The 15,567-nt window shown below is 48.0% G+C and carries 12 protein-coding genes; 5 read left to right on the top strand and 7 right to left on the bottom strand.

Features of this window, described 5'->3' with window-relative positions; all coding sequences use genetic code 11:
• Positions 1–145: 145 nt before the first annotated feature.
• Both NA59_RS08610 and NA59_RS08605 read right to left on the bottom strand, forming a co-directional pair.
• Positions 146–646, bottom strand: coding sequence for a CIA30 family protein (locus tag NA59_RS08610; protein WP_044411047.1), 501 nt, complete (start codon positions 644–646; stop codon positions 146–148).
• 8 nt (positions 647–654) lie between these two features.
• A complete protein-coding gene (locus NA59_RS08605) occupies positions 655–1,416 on the bottom strand; it encodes an SDR family NAD(P)-dependent oxidoreductase (protein ID WP_044411042.1) in 762 nt (253 codons plus the stop codon).
• A gap of 87 nt (positions 1,417–1,503) precedes the next feature.
• On the opposite strand from NA59_RS08605, the gene NA59_RS08600 reads away from it, so the two are divergent.
• The gene (locus NA59_RS08600) at positions 1,504–2,832 is read left to right on the top strand and encodes an ABC1 kinase family protein (protein ID WP_044411041.1); all 1,329 of its coding nucleotides are present in this window, start codon (positions 1,504–1,506) and stop codon (positions 2,830–2,832) included.
• 28 nt (positions 2,833–2,860) lie between these two features.
• The gene (locus tag NA59_RS08595) at positions 2,861–3,403 is read left to right on the top strand and encodes a hypothetical protein (RefSeq protein WP_044411040.1); all 543 of its coding nucleotides are present in this window, start codon (positions 2,861–2,863) and stop codon (positions 3,401–3,403) included.
• 248 nt (positions 3,404–3,651) lie between these two features.
• Here the strand turns inward: NA59_RS08595 and NA59_RS08590 are convergent, their stop codons facing one another.
• Together NA59_RS08590 and NA59_RS08585 are read right to left on the bottom strand one after the other, a co-directional pair.
• Complete coding sequence (locus tag NA59_RS08590) at positions 3,652–4,977, bottom strand: M16 family metallopeptidase (protein ID WP_044411038.1); 1,326 nt, start codon at positions 4,975–4,977, stop codon at positions 3,652–3,654.
• Positions 4,977–6,353, bottom strand: a complete 1,377-nt coding sequence (locus tag NA59_RS08585) for a M16 family metallopeptidase (RefSeq protein WP_044411036.1) — start codon at positions 6,351–6,353, stop codon at positions 4,977–4,979. The genes NA59_RS08590 and NA59_RS08585 overlap by 1 nt, the downstream gene beginning before the upstream one ends.
• Before the next feature lie 173 nt (positions 6,354–6,526).
• On the opposite strand from NA59_RS08585, the gene ftsY reads away from it, so the two are divergent.
• Together ftsY and NA59_RS08575 are read left to right on the top strand one after the other, a co-directional pair.
• Entirely contained in the window at positions 6,527–7,774 is a 1,248-nt protein-coding gene (gene ftsY, locus NA59_RS08580) for a signal recognition particle-docking protein FtsY (protein ID WP_044411130.1), read from the top strand.
• A gap of 3 nt (positions 7,775–7,777) precedes the next feature.
• Entirely contained in the window at positions 7,778–8,425 is a 648-nt protein-coding gene (locus NA59_RS08575) for a transglycosylase SLT domain-containing protein (protein WP_044411034.1), read from the top strand.
• Positions 8,426–8,606: 181 nt separating this feature from the next.
• Here NA59_RS08575 and groL read toward each other — a convergent pair whose 3' ends face one another.
• The 3 genes from groL to NA59_RS08560 all read right to left on the bottom strand — a co-directional run bounded on the left by groL (position 8,607) and on the right by NA59_RS08560 (position 11,526).
• Positions 8,607–10,244, bottom strand: a complete 1,638-nt coding sequence (gene groL / locus NA59_RS08570; protein ID WP_044411032.1) for a chaperonin GroEL — start codon at positions 10,242–10,244, stop codon at positions 8,607–8,609.
• Positions 10,245–10,307: 63 nt separating this feature from the next.
• Positions 10,308–10,595 (bottom strand): co-chaperone GroES, encoded by a 288-nt coding sequence (groES, locus tag NA59_RS08565; protein ID WP_044411030.1) that lies wholly within the window; start codon positions 10,593–10,595, stop codon positions 10,308–10,310.
• A 169-nt stretch (positions 10,596–10,764) separates the two neighbouring features.
• Complete coding sequence (locus NA59_RS08560) at positions 10,765–11,526, bottom strand: EAL domain-containing protein (protein ID WP_044411028.1); 762 nt, start codon at positions 11,524–11,526, stop codon at positions 10,765–10,767.
• 202 nt (positions 11,527–11,728) lie between these two features.
• Between NA59_RS08560 and metH the strand changes: the two genes are divergently transcribed.
• Positions 11,729–15,442, top strand: coding sequence for a methionine synthase (gene metH / locus NA59_RS08555; protein WP_044411026.1), 3,714 nt, complete (start codon positions 11,729–11,731; stop codon positions 15,440–15,442).
• The last annotated feature ends 125 nt before the right edge of the window (positions 15,443–15,567 follow it).

Here is a 15,567-nt window from a genome sequence, read left to right as displayed (position 1 = left end):
GCTACAACCAGGCCTGGTTAATAAAACAGCCTCTAATAGGCATTTATTTGCACTCAAACTAGTTTGACACAAATCGGTGTCATGAGTGTGACATTTTTAGCCGCCCAAAAAACACATATTTTAAAATATATGCTAAAGCAATAGGTTAGTGTCGATAGACACCGAGCTCACGTACACACAAGGTCACTGGACCGGGTTGACCAATGGCCAACAATCCAAAACGAGAGGCCTGTTGAACATCCAATGGAATACCTGTTCGATAGGGTGCAAATTGCGTGAAAGGCCAATAGTCAGTTTTCCAGTCTGTCGAAGGAAATACCGTGTTTTTATACGACTGCCAAGGTTGACGTAAATCCGTTGTTTTTAAATGTGCCGCTACCGCTGGCGCCTCACCTCGCCAAGTCAAATAGAGCCCCTCAAACCTAGCAAGATTATCAATAGATGACAAATCAAACTGCATTTGGATAAAGCCACCGTTGTTATCCAAACGCACCTCGCCCGCTAAGCAGGTCACCCAACCCATACCCTCTTGGTGTTGTTCAAGCTGTCCAGATGACAGCCCTCCCATTACCTGGTCACTCATATAATCCCAAGCCTCCCCACTGTCTGCAGACAACGGATCAAGCGGATATAAACGATAGTGCATCACACCTCCTAAGGCTCAAACGCCTGGCCTAAAAAATCAAACAACAACCCTGAATCGGCTGGCGTACGCTCACGCATCACGTTTAACAAACACGCCGCCGTATAATCTGGAGTTTGCAACTGCGCCGCAGGCACACGTGTTGTAAAAGGGGCTGACAACTCGCTTTGGGTCGTGCCGGGCTGAAAACCGACAAGTGTAACCAGTGGATGACTGCGCTTCAATTCAATCGCCATGTTTTTAATCAACATATTTAGCGCCGCTTTGCTTGCACGATAACTATGCCACCCGCCCAATCGATTGTCACTAATACTGCCTACTCGTGCCGACAAGACCCCAATTTTAAGCGGTGCGCGTCGCGGCCAGTGTCGCAACCATTGCGATAAAAACAACATCGGCGCCACCGCATTCATTTGAAAAGCGAACTGTAATGCCGCTGAGCTCATTTGCTCATGTCGGCGCTCTGGGGTAAATTGACGACTATGCAAAAACCCTGTCGCTATCCACAACTGCGTGACCGACTTCATCGGATTATGCGTATTGGCTTGTTGCAACCAGGCCTGGTAGGCCGTTTGCCACTGCTGCTCAATCGCCGCTTTGGCGGTGTAATCTAACGTTAAGTCCACAGCAGGTATGGCTAAGGGAGCTAAGGCCAAAGGACGATGGCTAAAGCGCACGCATTGATTACACAATCCTTGCGCAATGGCCTGTTCAATCAGCGCAGAACCAATCGCCCCTTTCGCCCCCACCACCGCAAACGTTGAGTCAACCATCATGCACTCCTTAAAAAAATCTTATTAGACAATAGTTTCATACAAGCTATACAATAGCATATTATCTCACACAAAATGAAATCCATTATGAATAATAATCAAGCCAATCTACCTAGCCACCGCCTCAGCCGCCTAGCACGCCTTGGCAAACTCGCCAGCGGCGTGGCCGGGTCCATGCTCTACCAAGGCAGCAAGCAATGGCTAAAAGGTGAAACCCCCAATAAACAAGACCTGCTACTCAGCCCACAAAACCTACAACGCTTTAGTCAAGAGCTCGCCAAACTGCGCGGCGCGGCGATGAAAGTTGGGCAGCTGCTATCGATGGATGCCGGTGATCTATTGCCACCCGAGCTGGCAAGCCTGCTTGCTAACCTGCGCAATCAAGCCCCTTCGATGCCCCTCTCTCAGCTACAAAAACAACTTGCGCAACACTGGGGACAAAACTGGTCTGAACAATTCACACAATTTAGCTTCTACCCGATTGCCGCGGCGTCTATCGGCCAAGTGCACCGCGCCCGCAATCTTGAAGGGTATGAGTTAGCGATTAAAATCCAATACCCTGGCGTCGCACAAAGCATTAGCAGCGATGTCGACAACCTCGCAACCCTACTGAGCTGGTCACGCTTAATACCCGCTGATGTGGATTTAAAGCCGATTATCGAAGAGGCCAAGCAACAACTACTGCTTGAAGCCGACTATCAACATGAGGCCCAAGCCATGGCCAAAATAGCGAACAACATAACGCAACGGGGTTTAGAAGAAAAATTCGCCGTACCTACGTGTCAACCACAACACAGCAATGCACAGATTTTAGCCATGTCATTTATGGCTGGCGAACCTATTGAGCAACTCAAACACAAACCGCAAGCCGAGCGTGATCGCGCCATGTCTCACTTATTTGAATTGCTATTTTTAGAGCTATTTGACTGGCAACTCGTTCAAACGGATCCTAACTTTGCTAACTTTCTCTACCAGCCAGACACACAACGCATTGGGCTACTTGACTTTGGTGCTACCCGTAAATACAACCCAGCCATTGCGCAAGGCTACCGCCAGCTCATCTCCGGCGCACTGGAGCAAAATCTGGGCGTCATGGAACAGGCCGCGGAGCAAATTGGATTCTTTCAAAAAAATATTTTGCCCGAACAAAAAGCCAGTGTAATGCAACTTTTTCATCAAGCCTGTGAACCCCTATGCCAAACCGGTACGTTTGATTTTGCCAACAGTGACTTAATTGCGCGCATCAAACAAAAAGGCATGGCGCTCAGTTTTGAACAAAACTACTGGCACAGCCCACCTGCAGACGCCTTGTTTTTTCACCGAAAACTGGGCGGACTCTACCTGCTCGCGGCACAATTGGGCGCACGGGTTAACCTACAATCGCTATTTGAACCCTATCGAATCTCGATGGTTTAAACGCCTATTACCTTCTGAGGACAAAACAATGCGCTATTGGATATTAATCACATTTACACTGCTCACAGGCTGTGCTCAACTGAGCGAAAAAACCGACCTATCGACCCAGCAAGTTTTACAGACGCACAAAACGATTGACATCGCCCCAAACACGACACGGCGCTTTATTCAGCATGGCGAGCTGACCACGCGCTTTGGGTTTGACCGACGCGAACAGCACTGTCGACTAGAATTACGCACCTTCGCGACACACGGCCGCACGGTTCAACCCGACCAGTTCTTAATCACCCGAATCCGATTCGATTCAGAAGCGATTGCGATGCGCCCCCACTTGTTGGCGGCTGGGCAAGGCGTTAACTTAATGCTAGCGATGGAGGACAACGGCCCGCCCGACATGATGGAATTAATTATTATTGATCTCGCGTCCACGCGCCAGCCCGATGTCATGCGCCTCATCTGCGCAGGTGCTTTAAGCAATGGAAACCCCATCGACTACCCAAGAAACCTACGGCCACAGTTAAAACAAATTAACAGCATACTAGGCGACTACGGGCAGGTTAAGATACCCTAAATAACAGATCGCAACTGATCTCCGCCAACAGCTCGCAACCCACCCGCGTCATAGCGAAACGCAGTGAAGCAATCTCTCAAACCAGCGCGAAGTCGGTCAGAAATTGCCACCGCCTTGAGAGGTTTCCGCCGCCTTCGGCCTCGCAATGACCCATTTCTTTTACCCAAAGCCGTCATCCTGCGCGATCATAACCCGAATTTATGAATCGAAGAAAGCGAAGCTAAACATCCGGGTTAATTGCACTGATTTTACTCCGGCTGGCCTACCATTAGGGTAAAGAGTTGGTCGGGGTTGATATGACGCTGCCAGGCGGCGAGTACCTCCGCTTTACTCAGTTGCTCGATTTGGCGCGGAAAGGCGTCTAGGTAATCGAGCGGTAAATCATAAAATCCGATCATACTGATATAGCCGAGGATTTTGCTGTTGCTATCCATTCGCAACGGCCAGCCGCCGATCAAGTTGCTTTTGATGTCAGCGAGTTTTTGCTCGTCAAAGTCTTTCATAAAACCCTGTAGCGTTTGTTTAACCACTTCATCGGCTTGCATCGCTTGGCTATTCGCGGTGGATAAACCCACAATCCAAGGACCGGCTACACGCATCGGGGCAAAGTAACTATAAACGCTGTAGACCAATCCGCGTTTTTCGCGCACTTCTTCAACTAACAAAGACGCAAAGCCACTACCGCCTAATAAATGATTGCCTAAAAACAACGCATAATAATCAGGATGCCCCCGCTCAACAGCTAATTGACCGGCAAAGTATTGCGTTTGCGCCGCTTGAAAATCAATCACCTCGGTTTTAGGTTCGTTTTTAGCCTCATTCTTAGCTTGGGTTAAAGGCTTAGGTTGCGCGAGCGCAGCCGGCTTTTCCCCCTTAGGCATTGCGGCGGTTAATTGTTCCGCCAGCTTTTCCGCTTGCTGACGTGTAATCGCGCCGACCATCGCAATTTGCGCGTTTTGTGCCACATAGTAACGCTGCTTAAAGGCTTCAAGGTCTTTGATATTCAACGAGTCGACCGATTCGACCGTGCCTGATACCGGATGGGCATAGGCGTGTTCACCGTACAAGCCCTGCCAAAACGCACGTTGCGCGACGCGAGCGGGCTGCTCTTCGGCTTGCTGTAAGCCTTGAATGAGTCGCTGGCGATCGCGCTGAAAAATGGTTTCTGAAAAAGCGGCCTGATTAATCACCTGCTCAAATAAATCTAACGCGGGGTTCAACAAATCGGCTCGCGTTAAACTGCGCAGACTAAAGCTAGCCGCATCACGATTCACATCGCCGCCAAACTGCGCACCTAGGTCATTAAAGCCATCCGCAATCGCCTGCTCGGTTAATTGAGCGGTTTGCGTACCGATCATATTCGCAGTAAAGCTCGCCAGGCCTGGTTGTCGATTATCACGCGCACTGCCGGCGTCAAACTTAAGTTCAATGTCGATCATAGGCAATTCCGGTGCTTCAACAAACAGTACCTTGGTGCCTTTGCTGGTGGTCCAAGTTTGAATATCAACCGAAGCCTGCAGACTCCAGCTGGTGAGTCCAAATACGAAGGCTATAACGTAAATTGATTTTTTCATTAGTGTGATCTCCCGCCAAAATCAGGTTTGGCTGTAGGGCGACGATTGGTTTCGCCACTGGGACGTAAAATCCCAACCGTCATGTTATCCGTCTGCAAATATTTTTTGGCCACCGCCTGCAATTGCGCCGGGGTGACTTGGCGTAGGTTATCCACCCAGGTTTCCATCGTATCCGCAGGCAAGCCGACACTGACCATCATGCCAATCGACATGGCTTGCGCTTGCACCGAATCCTGATTGTAGACATATTGTGCTTCGGCTTGCGCCAGTACGCGGTTGAGCGCCTGTTGGCTCATCGGCTCGGTTTTAATCCGCTCAATTTGCTTGATTAACTCCGCCTCCAATTGCTCGATGTCAACGCCAGCTTGTGGCTGAGCGCTGAAAAAGAATTGGGAGCCTAAACGACCATTGGCACGATAAAAGGTGCCAATCGAGCTGGCGATCTGCTGCTCACGCACCATTTCTTGGGTTAAGCGTCCGGAGTCACCATCTAACACACTCGCTAAAACCGACAAGGCATAGACCTCATCCGCGCTGTCTGCCGTCACCAGCGAAGGCACATGAAACCCTAGGATAATGCTCGGTACCGGTGTCGCATCTTTTAATTCAATCCGGCGCATCCCCTGCTGTTGGATTTCTGGCTGTAAACGCGGCTGAATAATGTCGCGCGCAGGATATTGACCATAGGTTTGTTTCGCTAACTCTACAACCTCGTGCGGATCGACATCGCCCACCACCACCAACGTGGCATTATTGGGGGCGTACCAACGGTCATACCAATCCTGCAAATCGGCCAATTGGTAATTTTTGATATCCGCCATCCAGCCGATAACCGGATTGCGTTCAGGACTACTTAGAAAAGCGGTCGCTTTAAACTGCTCAAACAGTTTAGAGCTAGGTCGGTCTTCCACCGCCCATAAGCGCTCTTGAATCACCACATCGCGTTCAGGCTGAAATTGCGCTTCGCTCAATTTTAAATTAGCCATACGATCCGATTCCATCTGCATCACTTCGGCAAGATGCTGTTTACCGACGATTTGAAAATAGGCGGTGAAATTGGAGGAGGTGAAGGCATTTTCACGCCCCCCCATTTGCGAGACACGTCGTGAAAACGCACCCGGCTCCATAGTCTCGGTACCCTTAAACATCATATGTTCAAGCATATGCGACACCCCGGTTACACCCTGTGGTTCATAATTAGCCCCAACGCGATACCACATTTGATGCACCACCACGGGCGCACGTTGATCTTGCTTGACGACGATCTGCAGTCCGTTATCTAACTGGGCTTCAAACAAGCGCGGCGCTTCCGCCGCTTGAACCAGCCCAACAACCAACCAGCTCATCCATCCTATTGTGAGTAGCTTTAAATTCATAACCCATCCTTTTAACCCGAATAGTTCAACAAGCCTTTTGCATTGACGCCAAAGGTCTCTTTCTATAGCAAATTACTTTATAATGTGTGCAATCATTTTTTACAAGTTTACAAATATGGAACTTTTCGGCACTAGCCGATAAGATTACCCAGCCTACAGAGGTTATAGAGATTATGTTTGGATTTTTTCGCAAAAAAGATAAAAAACAAGAAGCACCCCAAGACGAGCAGGATCAAAAAGCCATTATTTCTGACCAGCCTGGCGCTGCTGAGGCGATGCCTGAGATCGTCGTCCAGCACGAGCCTGTGCCCGAAAAACACCAACCTACGCCAATAGAATCGGTAAAAGACCCTGAGCCGAGTGTTACTGAAAAACCGCCTGAGAGTAAGACTACACCCCAAGTCGAAACTAAATCGATAGAAAAAGCGGAAATTAAGCCAGCCCAAAAACTAGAAGAAAAGCCAGAAGAAAAGCCCACAAAACTTGGCTTATTTGCCCGTTTAAAAAACCAGCTCACTAAAACACGCCAAGCCTTCAGCGATGGTTTAGCCAACCTCATTTTAGGCAAAAAAGAAATCGACCAAGACCTGCTCGATGACCTAGAGATGCTATTGCTGACGGCGGATGTTGGGGTCGATGCAACCGATCAAATCATTCAAAACCTGACCGGACAAGTGTCGCGCAAAGAGCTTAAAGACCCTCAAGCACTGATTGATGCGCTCAAACAACAACTGGCCGATTTGCTCACCCCCGTCAACCAACCCCTAGTGATTGACACAAGTCAAAAACCCTTTGTTATTTTAATGGTTGGCGTGAATGGTGTTGGCAAAACCACCACCATTGGTAAACTGGCGAAAAAATTTCAGCTAGAAGGCAAATCCGTGATGCTCGCGGCGGGCGACACCTTCCGTGCGGCCGCGGTGGAGCAACTACAGACTTGGGGCGAGCGCAATAATGTGCCGGTTATCGCACAGGGTACAGGCGCCGACTCTGCCGCCGTTATCTTTGATGCGATTCAATCGGCGAAGGCGAAAAAAATCGACATTCTGATTGCCGATACCGCGGGGCGTTTGCATACCCAAAGTAATCTGATGGAAGAACTTAAAAAAGTGCGCCGTGTGATTCAAAAAGTTGAAGCGAGCGCACCGCATGAAGTCATGTTGGTGCTGGATGCCGGCACGGGACAGAACGCGATTAGCCAAGCCAAGCAATTTAACGCCGCGATGCAGCTTTCAGGCCTGGTGCTATCAAAACTGGATGGCACGGCAAAAGGCGGCATTATTTTCTCTTTGGCACAACAATTGCCTATCCCTGTTCGCTATATCGGTGTCGGTGAAAAAATTGATGACCTACGCGAGTTTAATGCGAAGGAGTTTACCGATGCGCTTTTTGCAAAATCAGAAAAACTAAAACAGGAGTAACCCATGCCGAGCCAACTTAAAACCCATTTCCGTTTTTCATTCATCAGTTTTTTTTCACTGATGGTTGTATTAGGTTTACTGTCAGGTTGCAGCACGACACCGCCACCGGCCAGCAGTCACAACAATATTTGCCAAATTATTGAACATGACCCGAGATGGTATAAAGCCGCTAAAAAATCAGAAGAAAAATGGGGTACGTCTGTAGCTATTCAAAAGGCCTTTGTTCACCAAGAATCGCGCTTTGTGCATAATGCACGACCTCCAAGAGATTATGCGCTAGGCTTTATCCCACTGCCACGTAAATCCAGCGCGTTTGGCTATGCACAAGCGCAAAACCCCGCATGGTATGACTATCAAAAAGCTACCGGCAATTATCGCGCACGCCGGGATAATATCTATGATGCCCTCGACTTTATCGGCTGGTATAACTCGGTTTCCAACCAGCGAAATGGCATTTCTTTGCGTGATCCCTACAACCTCTACCTCGCCTACCACGAAGGTCATGGTGGCTATCGGCGCAAAACCTATAACCAAAAACCCTGGCTAATCGAAGTAGCTAAAAAAGTAGACCGCCAATCTAAACTCTACGATCAGCAACTCAGAAGCTGTAACAACCTACCAAGACGCTTTTGCATCTGGCCATTTTGTTAACACAGATGTTTCATAGATTCGCGTGCACTTTATGAAATATGCGGGTTAAGTGTTAACGCTTGATAACCCGGTTTTTCACAACCAGGCCTGGTTGCAAACAGTCACAAAAAAAGCCCCGCCAGTGCTTCACTGACGGGGCTTTTTATTAGGCTAAATGTTTAGCTTAATGTAATCGGATCGATTACATCATGCCGCCCATTCCTCCCATGCCGCCCATGTCTGCGCCGCCTGCTGAACCCCCGTCTTTTTTCGGTAGATCAGCAATCATCGCTTCGGTCGTGATGATCAAACCTGCAATCGATGCCGCGTTTTGTAAAGCCGTACGCGTTACTTTTGCTGGGTCGATAATCCCCATCTCTAACATATCGCCATAGGCTTCTGTGGCCGCATTAAAGCCAAAATTACCTTCGCCTTCTTTTACCTTGTTCACAACCACTGACCCTTCTAGGCCGCAGTTTTGCACAATTTGACGCAGGGGCTCTTCCATTGCACGCATCGCAATTTGAATACCGACGTCTTGGTCATGGTTATCACCCTGAACCGTCACGTTCGCTTTAGCACGCACCAAGGCTACACCGCCACCGGGTACAATGCCTTCTTGAACCGCTGCACGCGTGGCATGCAATGCATCGTCAACACGGTCTTTTTTCTCTTTCATTTCCATCTCAGTGGCCGCGCCCAACTTGATCACCGCCACACCACCAGCAAGTTTAGCCAAACGCTCTTGTAGCTTCTCTTTGTCATAATCAGATGTAGTGTTTGCCAACTGAGATTGAATCTGCGCACAACGTGCTTCGATATCGGCTTTTGCACCGGCACCATCAATCACCGTGGTTGAATCTTTAGCGACATTCACGTTTTTCGCTTGACCTAAGTCCTCTAGCGTAATCGCTTCCAGTGTCATGCCCACTTCTTCAGAAACGACAGTACCACCGGTCAATACCGCGATATCTTGTAACATCGCTTTACGACGCTCACCAAAACCAGGTGCTTTGACCGCGGCGACCTTAACGATACCACGCATATTGTTGATTACTAGGGTAGCGAGTGCTTCGCCCTCAACGTCTTCCGCAATAATTAACAACGGACGACCTGATTTTGCTACCGCTTCTAGAGTGGGTAACAATTCACGGATATTCGAGATTTTCTTGTCCGTTAATAGGATGTAAGGATTCTCCATTTCCGCAACCATTTTCTCTTGGTTGGTCGCGAAATAAGGTGATAGGTAACCGCGGTCAAACTCCATCCCTTCAACGACTTCAAGTTCATCATGCAATGAAGAACCTTCTTCAACCGTAATCACGCCTTCTTTACCCACACGCTCCATCGCATCGGCAATCAACTTACCTACTGTGCTGTCAGAGTTGGCCGAAATTGTACCGACTTGTGCAATTGAATCAGTGGTTTCGCAAGGCTTAGACATATTAGAGATTTCAGCCACTACCGCTTCAACCGCTTTGTGAATACCCCGGTTTAAGTCCATTGGGTTCATACCGGCGGCAACTGATTTCATGCCTTCACGCACGATAGCTTGCGCTAATACGGTTGCGGTTGTTGTACCGTCACCGGCAACATCATTGGTTTTAGAAGCGACTTCTTTAACCATTTGCGCGCCCATGTTTTGAAACTTATCTTCTAACTCAATTTCACGTGCCACAGACACACCGTCTTTAGTCACAGAAGGTGCGCCAAATGATTTTTCAATCACCACGTTACGGCCTTTAGGACCTAGGGTAACTTTAACGGCGTCTGCTAGGATATTAATCCCTTCAACCATACGCTCACGTGCTTCAATACCAAATTTAACTTGTTTAGCCATTTGTAATTTTCCTCAATTTAATGTGTTAAGACAATCTAAGTGTAACTATACGTCAACGAAAAATTAACCGCGAATCGCGATAATGTCGTCTTCACGCATCACTAATAGTTCTTCACCATCGACTTTTACTTCTTGACCTGAATATTTGCCGAACAAGACCTTGTCGCCGACTTTAACGCTCATGGCAACCACTGTGCCACTGTCAGACGCTTTACCTGGGCCTACAGCCACCACTTCGCCTTCGGCTGGTTTTTCTTTTGCTGAATCAGGTAGTACGATGCCGCCCGCTGATACTTTTTCTTCTTCCAAGCGACGCACTACAACGCGATCATGCAAAGGTTTAATGCTCATAGATAGTTCTCCTAACATTGTTAAATTTAATCGTGAGGTTTAATCCAGATAATTTTAAATCTGGGTTTGGGCCGATTCACGCAATGCAAATCGGCTAAATTTATTAAGACAGGGCTAATATGGGGCTAGGAAAAATAGATTCAAGGGGCAGGATTAAAAAATTTTGAATTTAAGAAAAACCATCAGGTCGTGGCAATATCTCAAATCCGGGTTTAGCAAAATAATAACCTTGCATTAAACGCACCCCCAGATCTTGATAAAACGCCACTTCTTCTTTGGTTTCTAAGCCTTCGGCTAGTACAGTAATATTCAGATCGTTGCAAATTTGCATTAAACCCCTAGCAATCGATTGCTTGATTTTATTCCGGTCAATATCGCGAACCAGCTCCATATCAATTTTTAGAATTTGCGGTACAAAACTCGCCAACAAATTTAAGCCTGCGTGCCCCGCACCAAAGTCATCCAGCGCGGTAGTGAAACCCTGGGCTTGGTATTCTGAAAAAATACGTGTCAGATGTGCCACATCAGCAACATGTTCCGATTCGGTAATCTCAAACATTAAACGTTCAGTTGGAAAATTATATTGCTTGGCCGCTTCTAACGTACTGCGAATACAATGCCTTGGCTCATACACCGCATTCGGTAAAAAATTAATACTGAGCATCCGGTCAAGCTTGAGTTCGCTGGCGAGCTGAATCGCTTTGACCCGGCAGGCCTGGTCGAACGCGTAACGATTCTGATCATTCACCTTGCTGAGCACTTGATAAGCGCCTTCACCCTGACAGCCTCGTACCAGCGCTTCATATCCGAATAGCGTTTTATTTTTGATGTCAACTATTGGTTGAAATGCAAATGTAAATTCAAATCCAAGGGGCTGGTGACATTGCTTACACCCCGAAACAATTTCTTCAACTGGAAAAAAAGTAGACATCACGCACTCCAACAACATTTTAATAATGGGCTAATCATACCTTGATTGCACAATGAATTAAATCAAATTGATTGCGAACTTTAAGCCTAAACTGTATTTTAATTGCGTCTAGTCGGCATCCTATCCTCACTTCAAAAACATTTTCCATCTGCTTTTGCGTTAAAATAATCAACTTTTGAATTGAACAACAAATGGATTTGCTATGAATCGTCTGCAACGGATTGCCTTACTAAAACAATTACTGACTGAACGTGTGCTAGTACTCGATGGTGCAATGGGCACAATGATTCAGGGTTTAAATCTGTCGGAAGAGGATTTCCGTGGCGAGCGTTTTGCGGACTTTCACATGGACATCAAGGGCAACAATGACATTTTGGTCATCACCAAACCTGACGCGATTCGCGACATCCATTTGAGCTTTTTGCGCAAGGGCGTAGATATCCTTGAAACCAATTCGTTTAACGCCACCACCATTGCGCAAGCCGATTACGATATGCAAGACCAAGTGCGCGATATTAATATTTACGCCGCGCAGGTGGCCCGCCAGGCCTGCGATATCGCTGAACAAGAAGACGGCAAACCGCGTTTTGTCGCTGGGGTGCTTGGCCCAACAAACCGCACCGCTTCGATCTCACCGGATGTGAACGATCCTGGCTTTCGCAATACCCATTTTGATGAACTGGTCGAAGCCTATGTGCAGGCGACGAATGCACTATTAGAAGGCGGCGCAGATGTCATCTTAATTGAAACCATTTTTGATACCTTGAACGCCAAAGCGGCGATTTTCGCGGTTAAGCAGGTGGAAGATACCTTGGGCGAAGAGGTGCCGATTATGATTTCGGGCACCATTACCGATGCGTCTGGTCGCACCTTGTCGGGGCAAACGACCGAAGCCTTTTATAATGCGATTCGTCATGCTAAGCCTTTATCCGTTGGCCTAAACTGTGCGCTTGGCCCGAACGAGTTGCGCCCTTATGTTGAAGAACTCAGCCGCATTTGTGAAACCTATGTGTCGGTTCACCCAAACGCCGGCCTGCCGAATGAGTTTGGTGAGTATGATGAAACCCCAGAGCAAATGGCAAAAGAAATTCAAACCTGGGCTGAAAATGGCTGGCTAAATATTATTGGCGGCTGTTGTGGCACCACCCCTGAGCATGTCGAAGCGATGGCAAAGGCGGCGCAGGCTTATCCTCAGCGCACCCTCCCTAAGGTTAAAGTAGCCTGCCGTTTGTCTGGGCTTGAGCCGATGACGATTGATGACTCCACGTTATTTGTTAATGTCGGTGAGCGCAATAACGTCACCGGCTCGGCCTTGTTTAAGCGCTTGATTATTGAAGATAACTACGAGCAAGCGGTTGAAATCGCGGTTAAACAGGTCAATGACGGCGCGCAAATTATTGACGTTAATATGGACGAAGGCATGTTGGATGCTAAAGCCTGTATGACGCGTTTTTTAAATATGATGGCCGGTGAACCCGATGCTGCGCGTGTACCTGTGATGATTGACTCATCAAAATGGGAGGCGATTGAGGCGGGTTTAAAATGTATTCAAGGAAAAGGCATTGTTAACTCCATCTCCTTGAAAGAAGGCGAAGAAAACTTCCTCGCCCAAGCCAAACTGATTCAGCGTTATGGCGCAGCAACGATTGTGATGGCGTTTGATGAGGATGGCCAAGCGGATACCTTTGCGCGCAAAACGGAAATCTGTAAACGTTCGTATGACTTATTGGTGGCGAATGGCTTCCCGCCCGAAGACATTATCTTTGATCCGAATATTTTTGCCATTGCGACGGGTATTGATGAGCACAATAACTATGCGATGGACTTTATTAACGCGGTGGAGTGGATTAAGAACCATCTGCCCCATGCGTTAATTTCGGGCGGTGTTTCTAACGTATCTTTTTCTTTCCGTGGCAATAACCCGGTGCGTGAAGCGATTCATTCGGTTTTCCTTTACTATGCGATTCAAAAAGGCATGGATATGGGCATCGTTAATGCCTCACAAATGGCGGTGTATGACGACCTTGATCCAGAACTGAAGCAAGCGGTGGAAGATGTTGTTTTGAATAAGGATGATGGCGCGGCCGATCGCTTACTGGAAGTGGCAGAAAAATTCCGTGGCGATGGTTCGGTGCAAAGCAAAGAGTCCGATATTGCATGGCGTGATGCGAGTGTAGAAAAACGCTTGGAACATTCTTTGGTTAAAGGCATTACCGACTTTATTGAAGCGGATACCGAAGAAGCCCGCACCACCCTCGGTTCACCGCTTCAGGTGATTGAGGGACCTTTGATGGATGGCATGAATGTGGTCGGCGACCTGTTTGGCGCAGGCAAAATGTTCTTGCCACAGGTAGTGAAATCAGCGCGGGTCATGAAACGCGCGGTGGCTTATCTACAACCCTTCCTTGAAGAAGAAAAGGCCTCAGGTCAAGCCAAGGGTAAGATTGTGATGGCGACGGTGAAAGGTGATGTGCATGACATCGGCAAAAACATTGTCGGCGTGGTGTTGCAGTGTAATAACTTTGAGGTGATTGATCTGGGTGTGATGGTGCCCGCGGAGAAAATTCTCGACACCGCATTACGTGAAGGTGCGAATGTGATTGGCTTGTCAGGTCTCATCACCCCGTCACTCGAAGAAATGGTGCATGTTGCTAAAGAAATGCAACGTCGTGGCATGTCGATACCGCTACTAATTGGCGGCGCAACCACCTCTAAAGCCCATACCGCGGTCAAAATTGAACCGCAATACGATCATCCGGTGGTCTATGTAAAAGATGCGTCGCGAGCCGTGGGGGTAGCGCAAAGTTTGATTTCCAATGACCTCAAAGCCGACTTTGCCGCTAAAATTCGTGAAGAATATGTGCAGTTACGTGAAGAGCGCAAAGCACGCGCCAAACAAGTCAAACGCACGCCGCTGAACAAAGCGCGTGAAAACCCGATCCCTATAGACTGGTCAGACTACACACCGCCCAAGCCAAGCTTTTTAGGTAAAAAAGTATTCGACACGATCGACCTCGCTGATTTGGTGCCCCGGATAGATTGGTCACCCTTCTTCCAATCTTGGGATTTGCACGGCCTCTATCCACGCATTTTAGACGACAAGATTGTCGGCGAAGAAGCGAAGAAGGTGTTTGCTGATGCGCAAGCCATGCTTCAGAAAATTATTGACGAAAAATGGCTGACAGCCCGTGCCGTGATTGGGTTTTATCCCGCGAATGCCGTGGACGATGATATTGAACTTTATACTGACGAAACGCGCACAACACCGCTTTGTCGCTTACACAACCTGCGCCAACAGGCGGAGAAAAAGGCGGGGCAATATAATCAATGTTTAAGCGATTACATTGCGCCCAAAAACTTGAAAGACCAACCAGGCCTGGTTATTAATGATTACATTGGCGCCTTTGCGGTAACGGCAGGCATTGGCATTGATGAGCATATTGCACGCTTTGAAGCCGAGCATGATGACTATCACTCGATTATGATTAAAGCGCTTGCAGACCGTTTAGCCGAAGCATTGGCCGAGCATATGCACGAGCTAGTTCGCAAAGAATTTTGGGGTTATGCGAAAGATGAAAATCTAACCAATGAGGAACTCATCAAAGAGAAATACCAAGGCATACGCCCAGCGCCCGGTTACCCTGCCAACCCAGAGCACACTGAAAAAGGCACGCTATGGGACTTACTAAAACCGGATGAAGAAATTGGCTTAGAACTGACCTCCAGCTATGCAATGACACCCACCGCGGCGGTGTCAGGTTGGTATTATGCCCATCCGCAAAGCAAGTATTTTGGGGTCGGCTCAATTGGTCGAGATCAAGCCGAAGACTACGCACATCGCAAAGGCTGGACGATTGCTGAGGCTGAAAAATGGCTAGCACCCAATTTAGGGTACGACCCAGAAGATTTTGCTTAGTAGGTTGATTCAAGGAAAACGCATCTTAAATGTAAGCGTCCGACCGTGCCCATACTTTACAGCACAGACCTCATCGCCTAACATACGTCCATGTTGATTAAGCGTGGTGTTTAGGTTTCTGGAAG

The sequence above is a fragment of the Thiomicrospira microaerophila genome (assembly GCF_000934765.1).
In the GTDB taxonomy this organism is placed as follows: Bacteria; Pseudomonadota; Gammaproteobacteria; order Thiomicrospirales; family Thiomicrospiraceae; genus Thiomicrospira; species Thiomicrospira microaerophila.
This window is presented reverse-complemented; position numbering and strand designations above follow the sequence as displayed.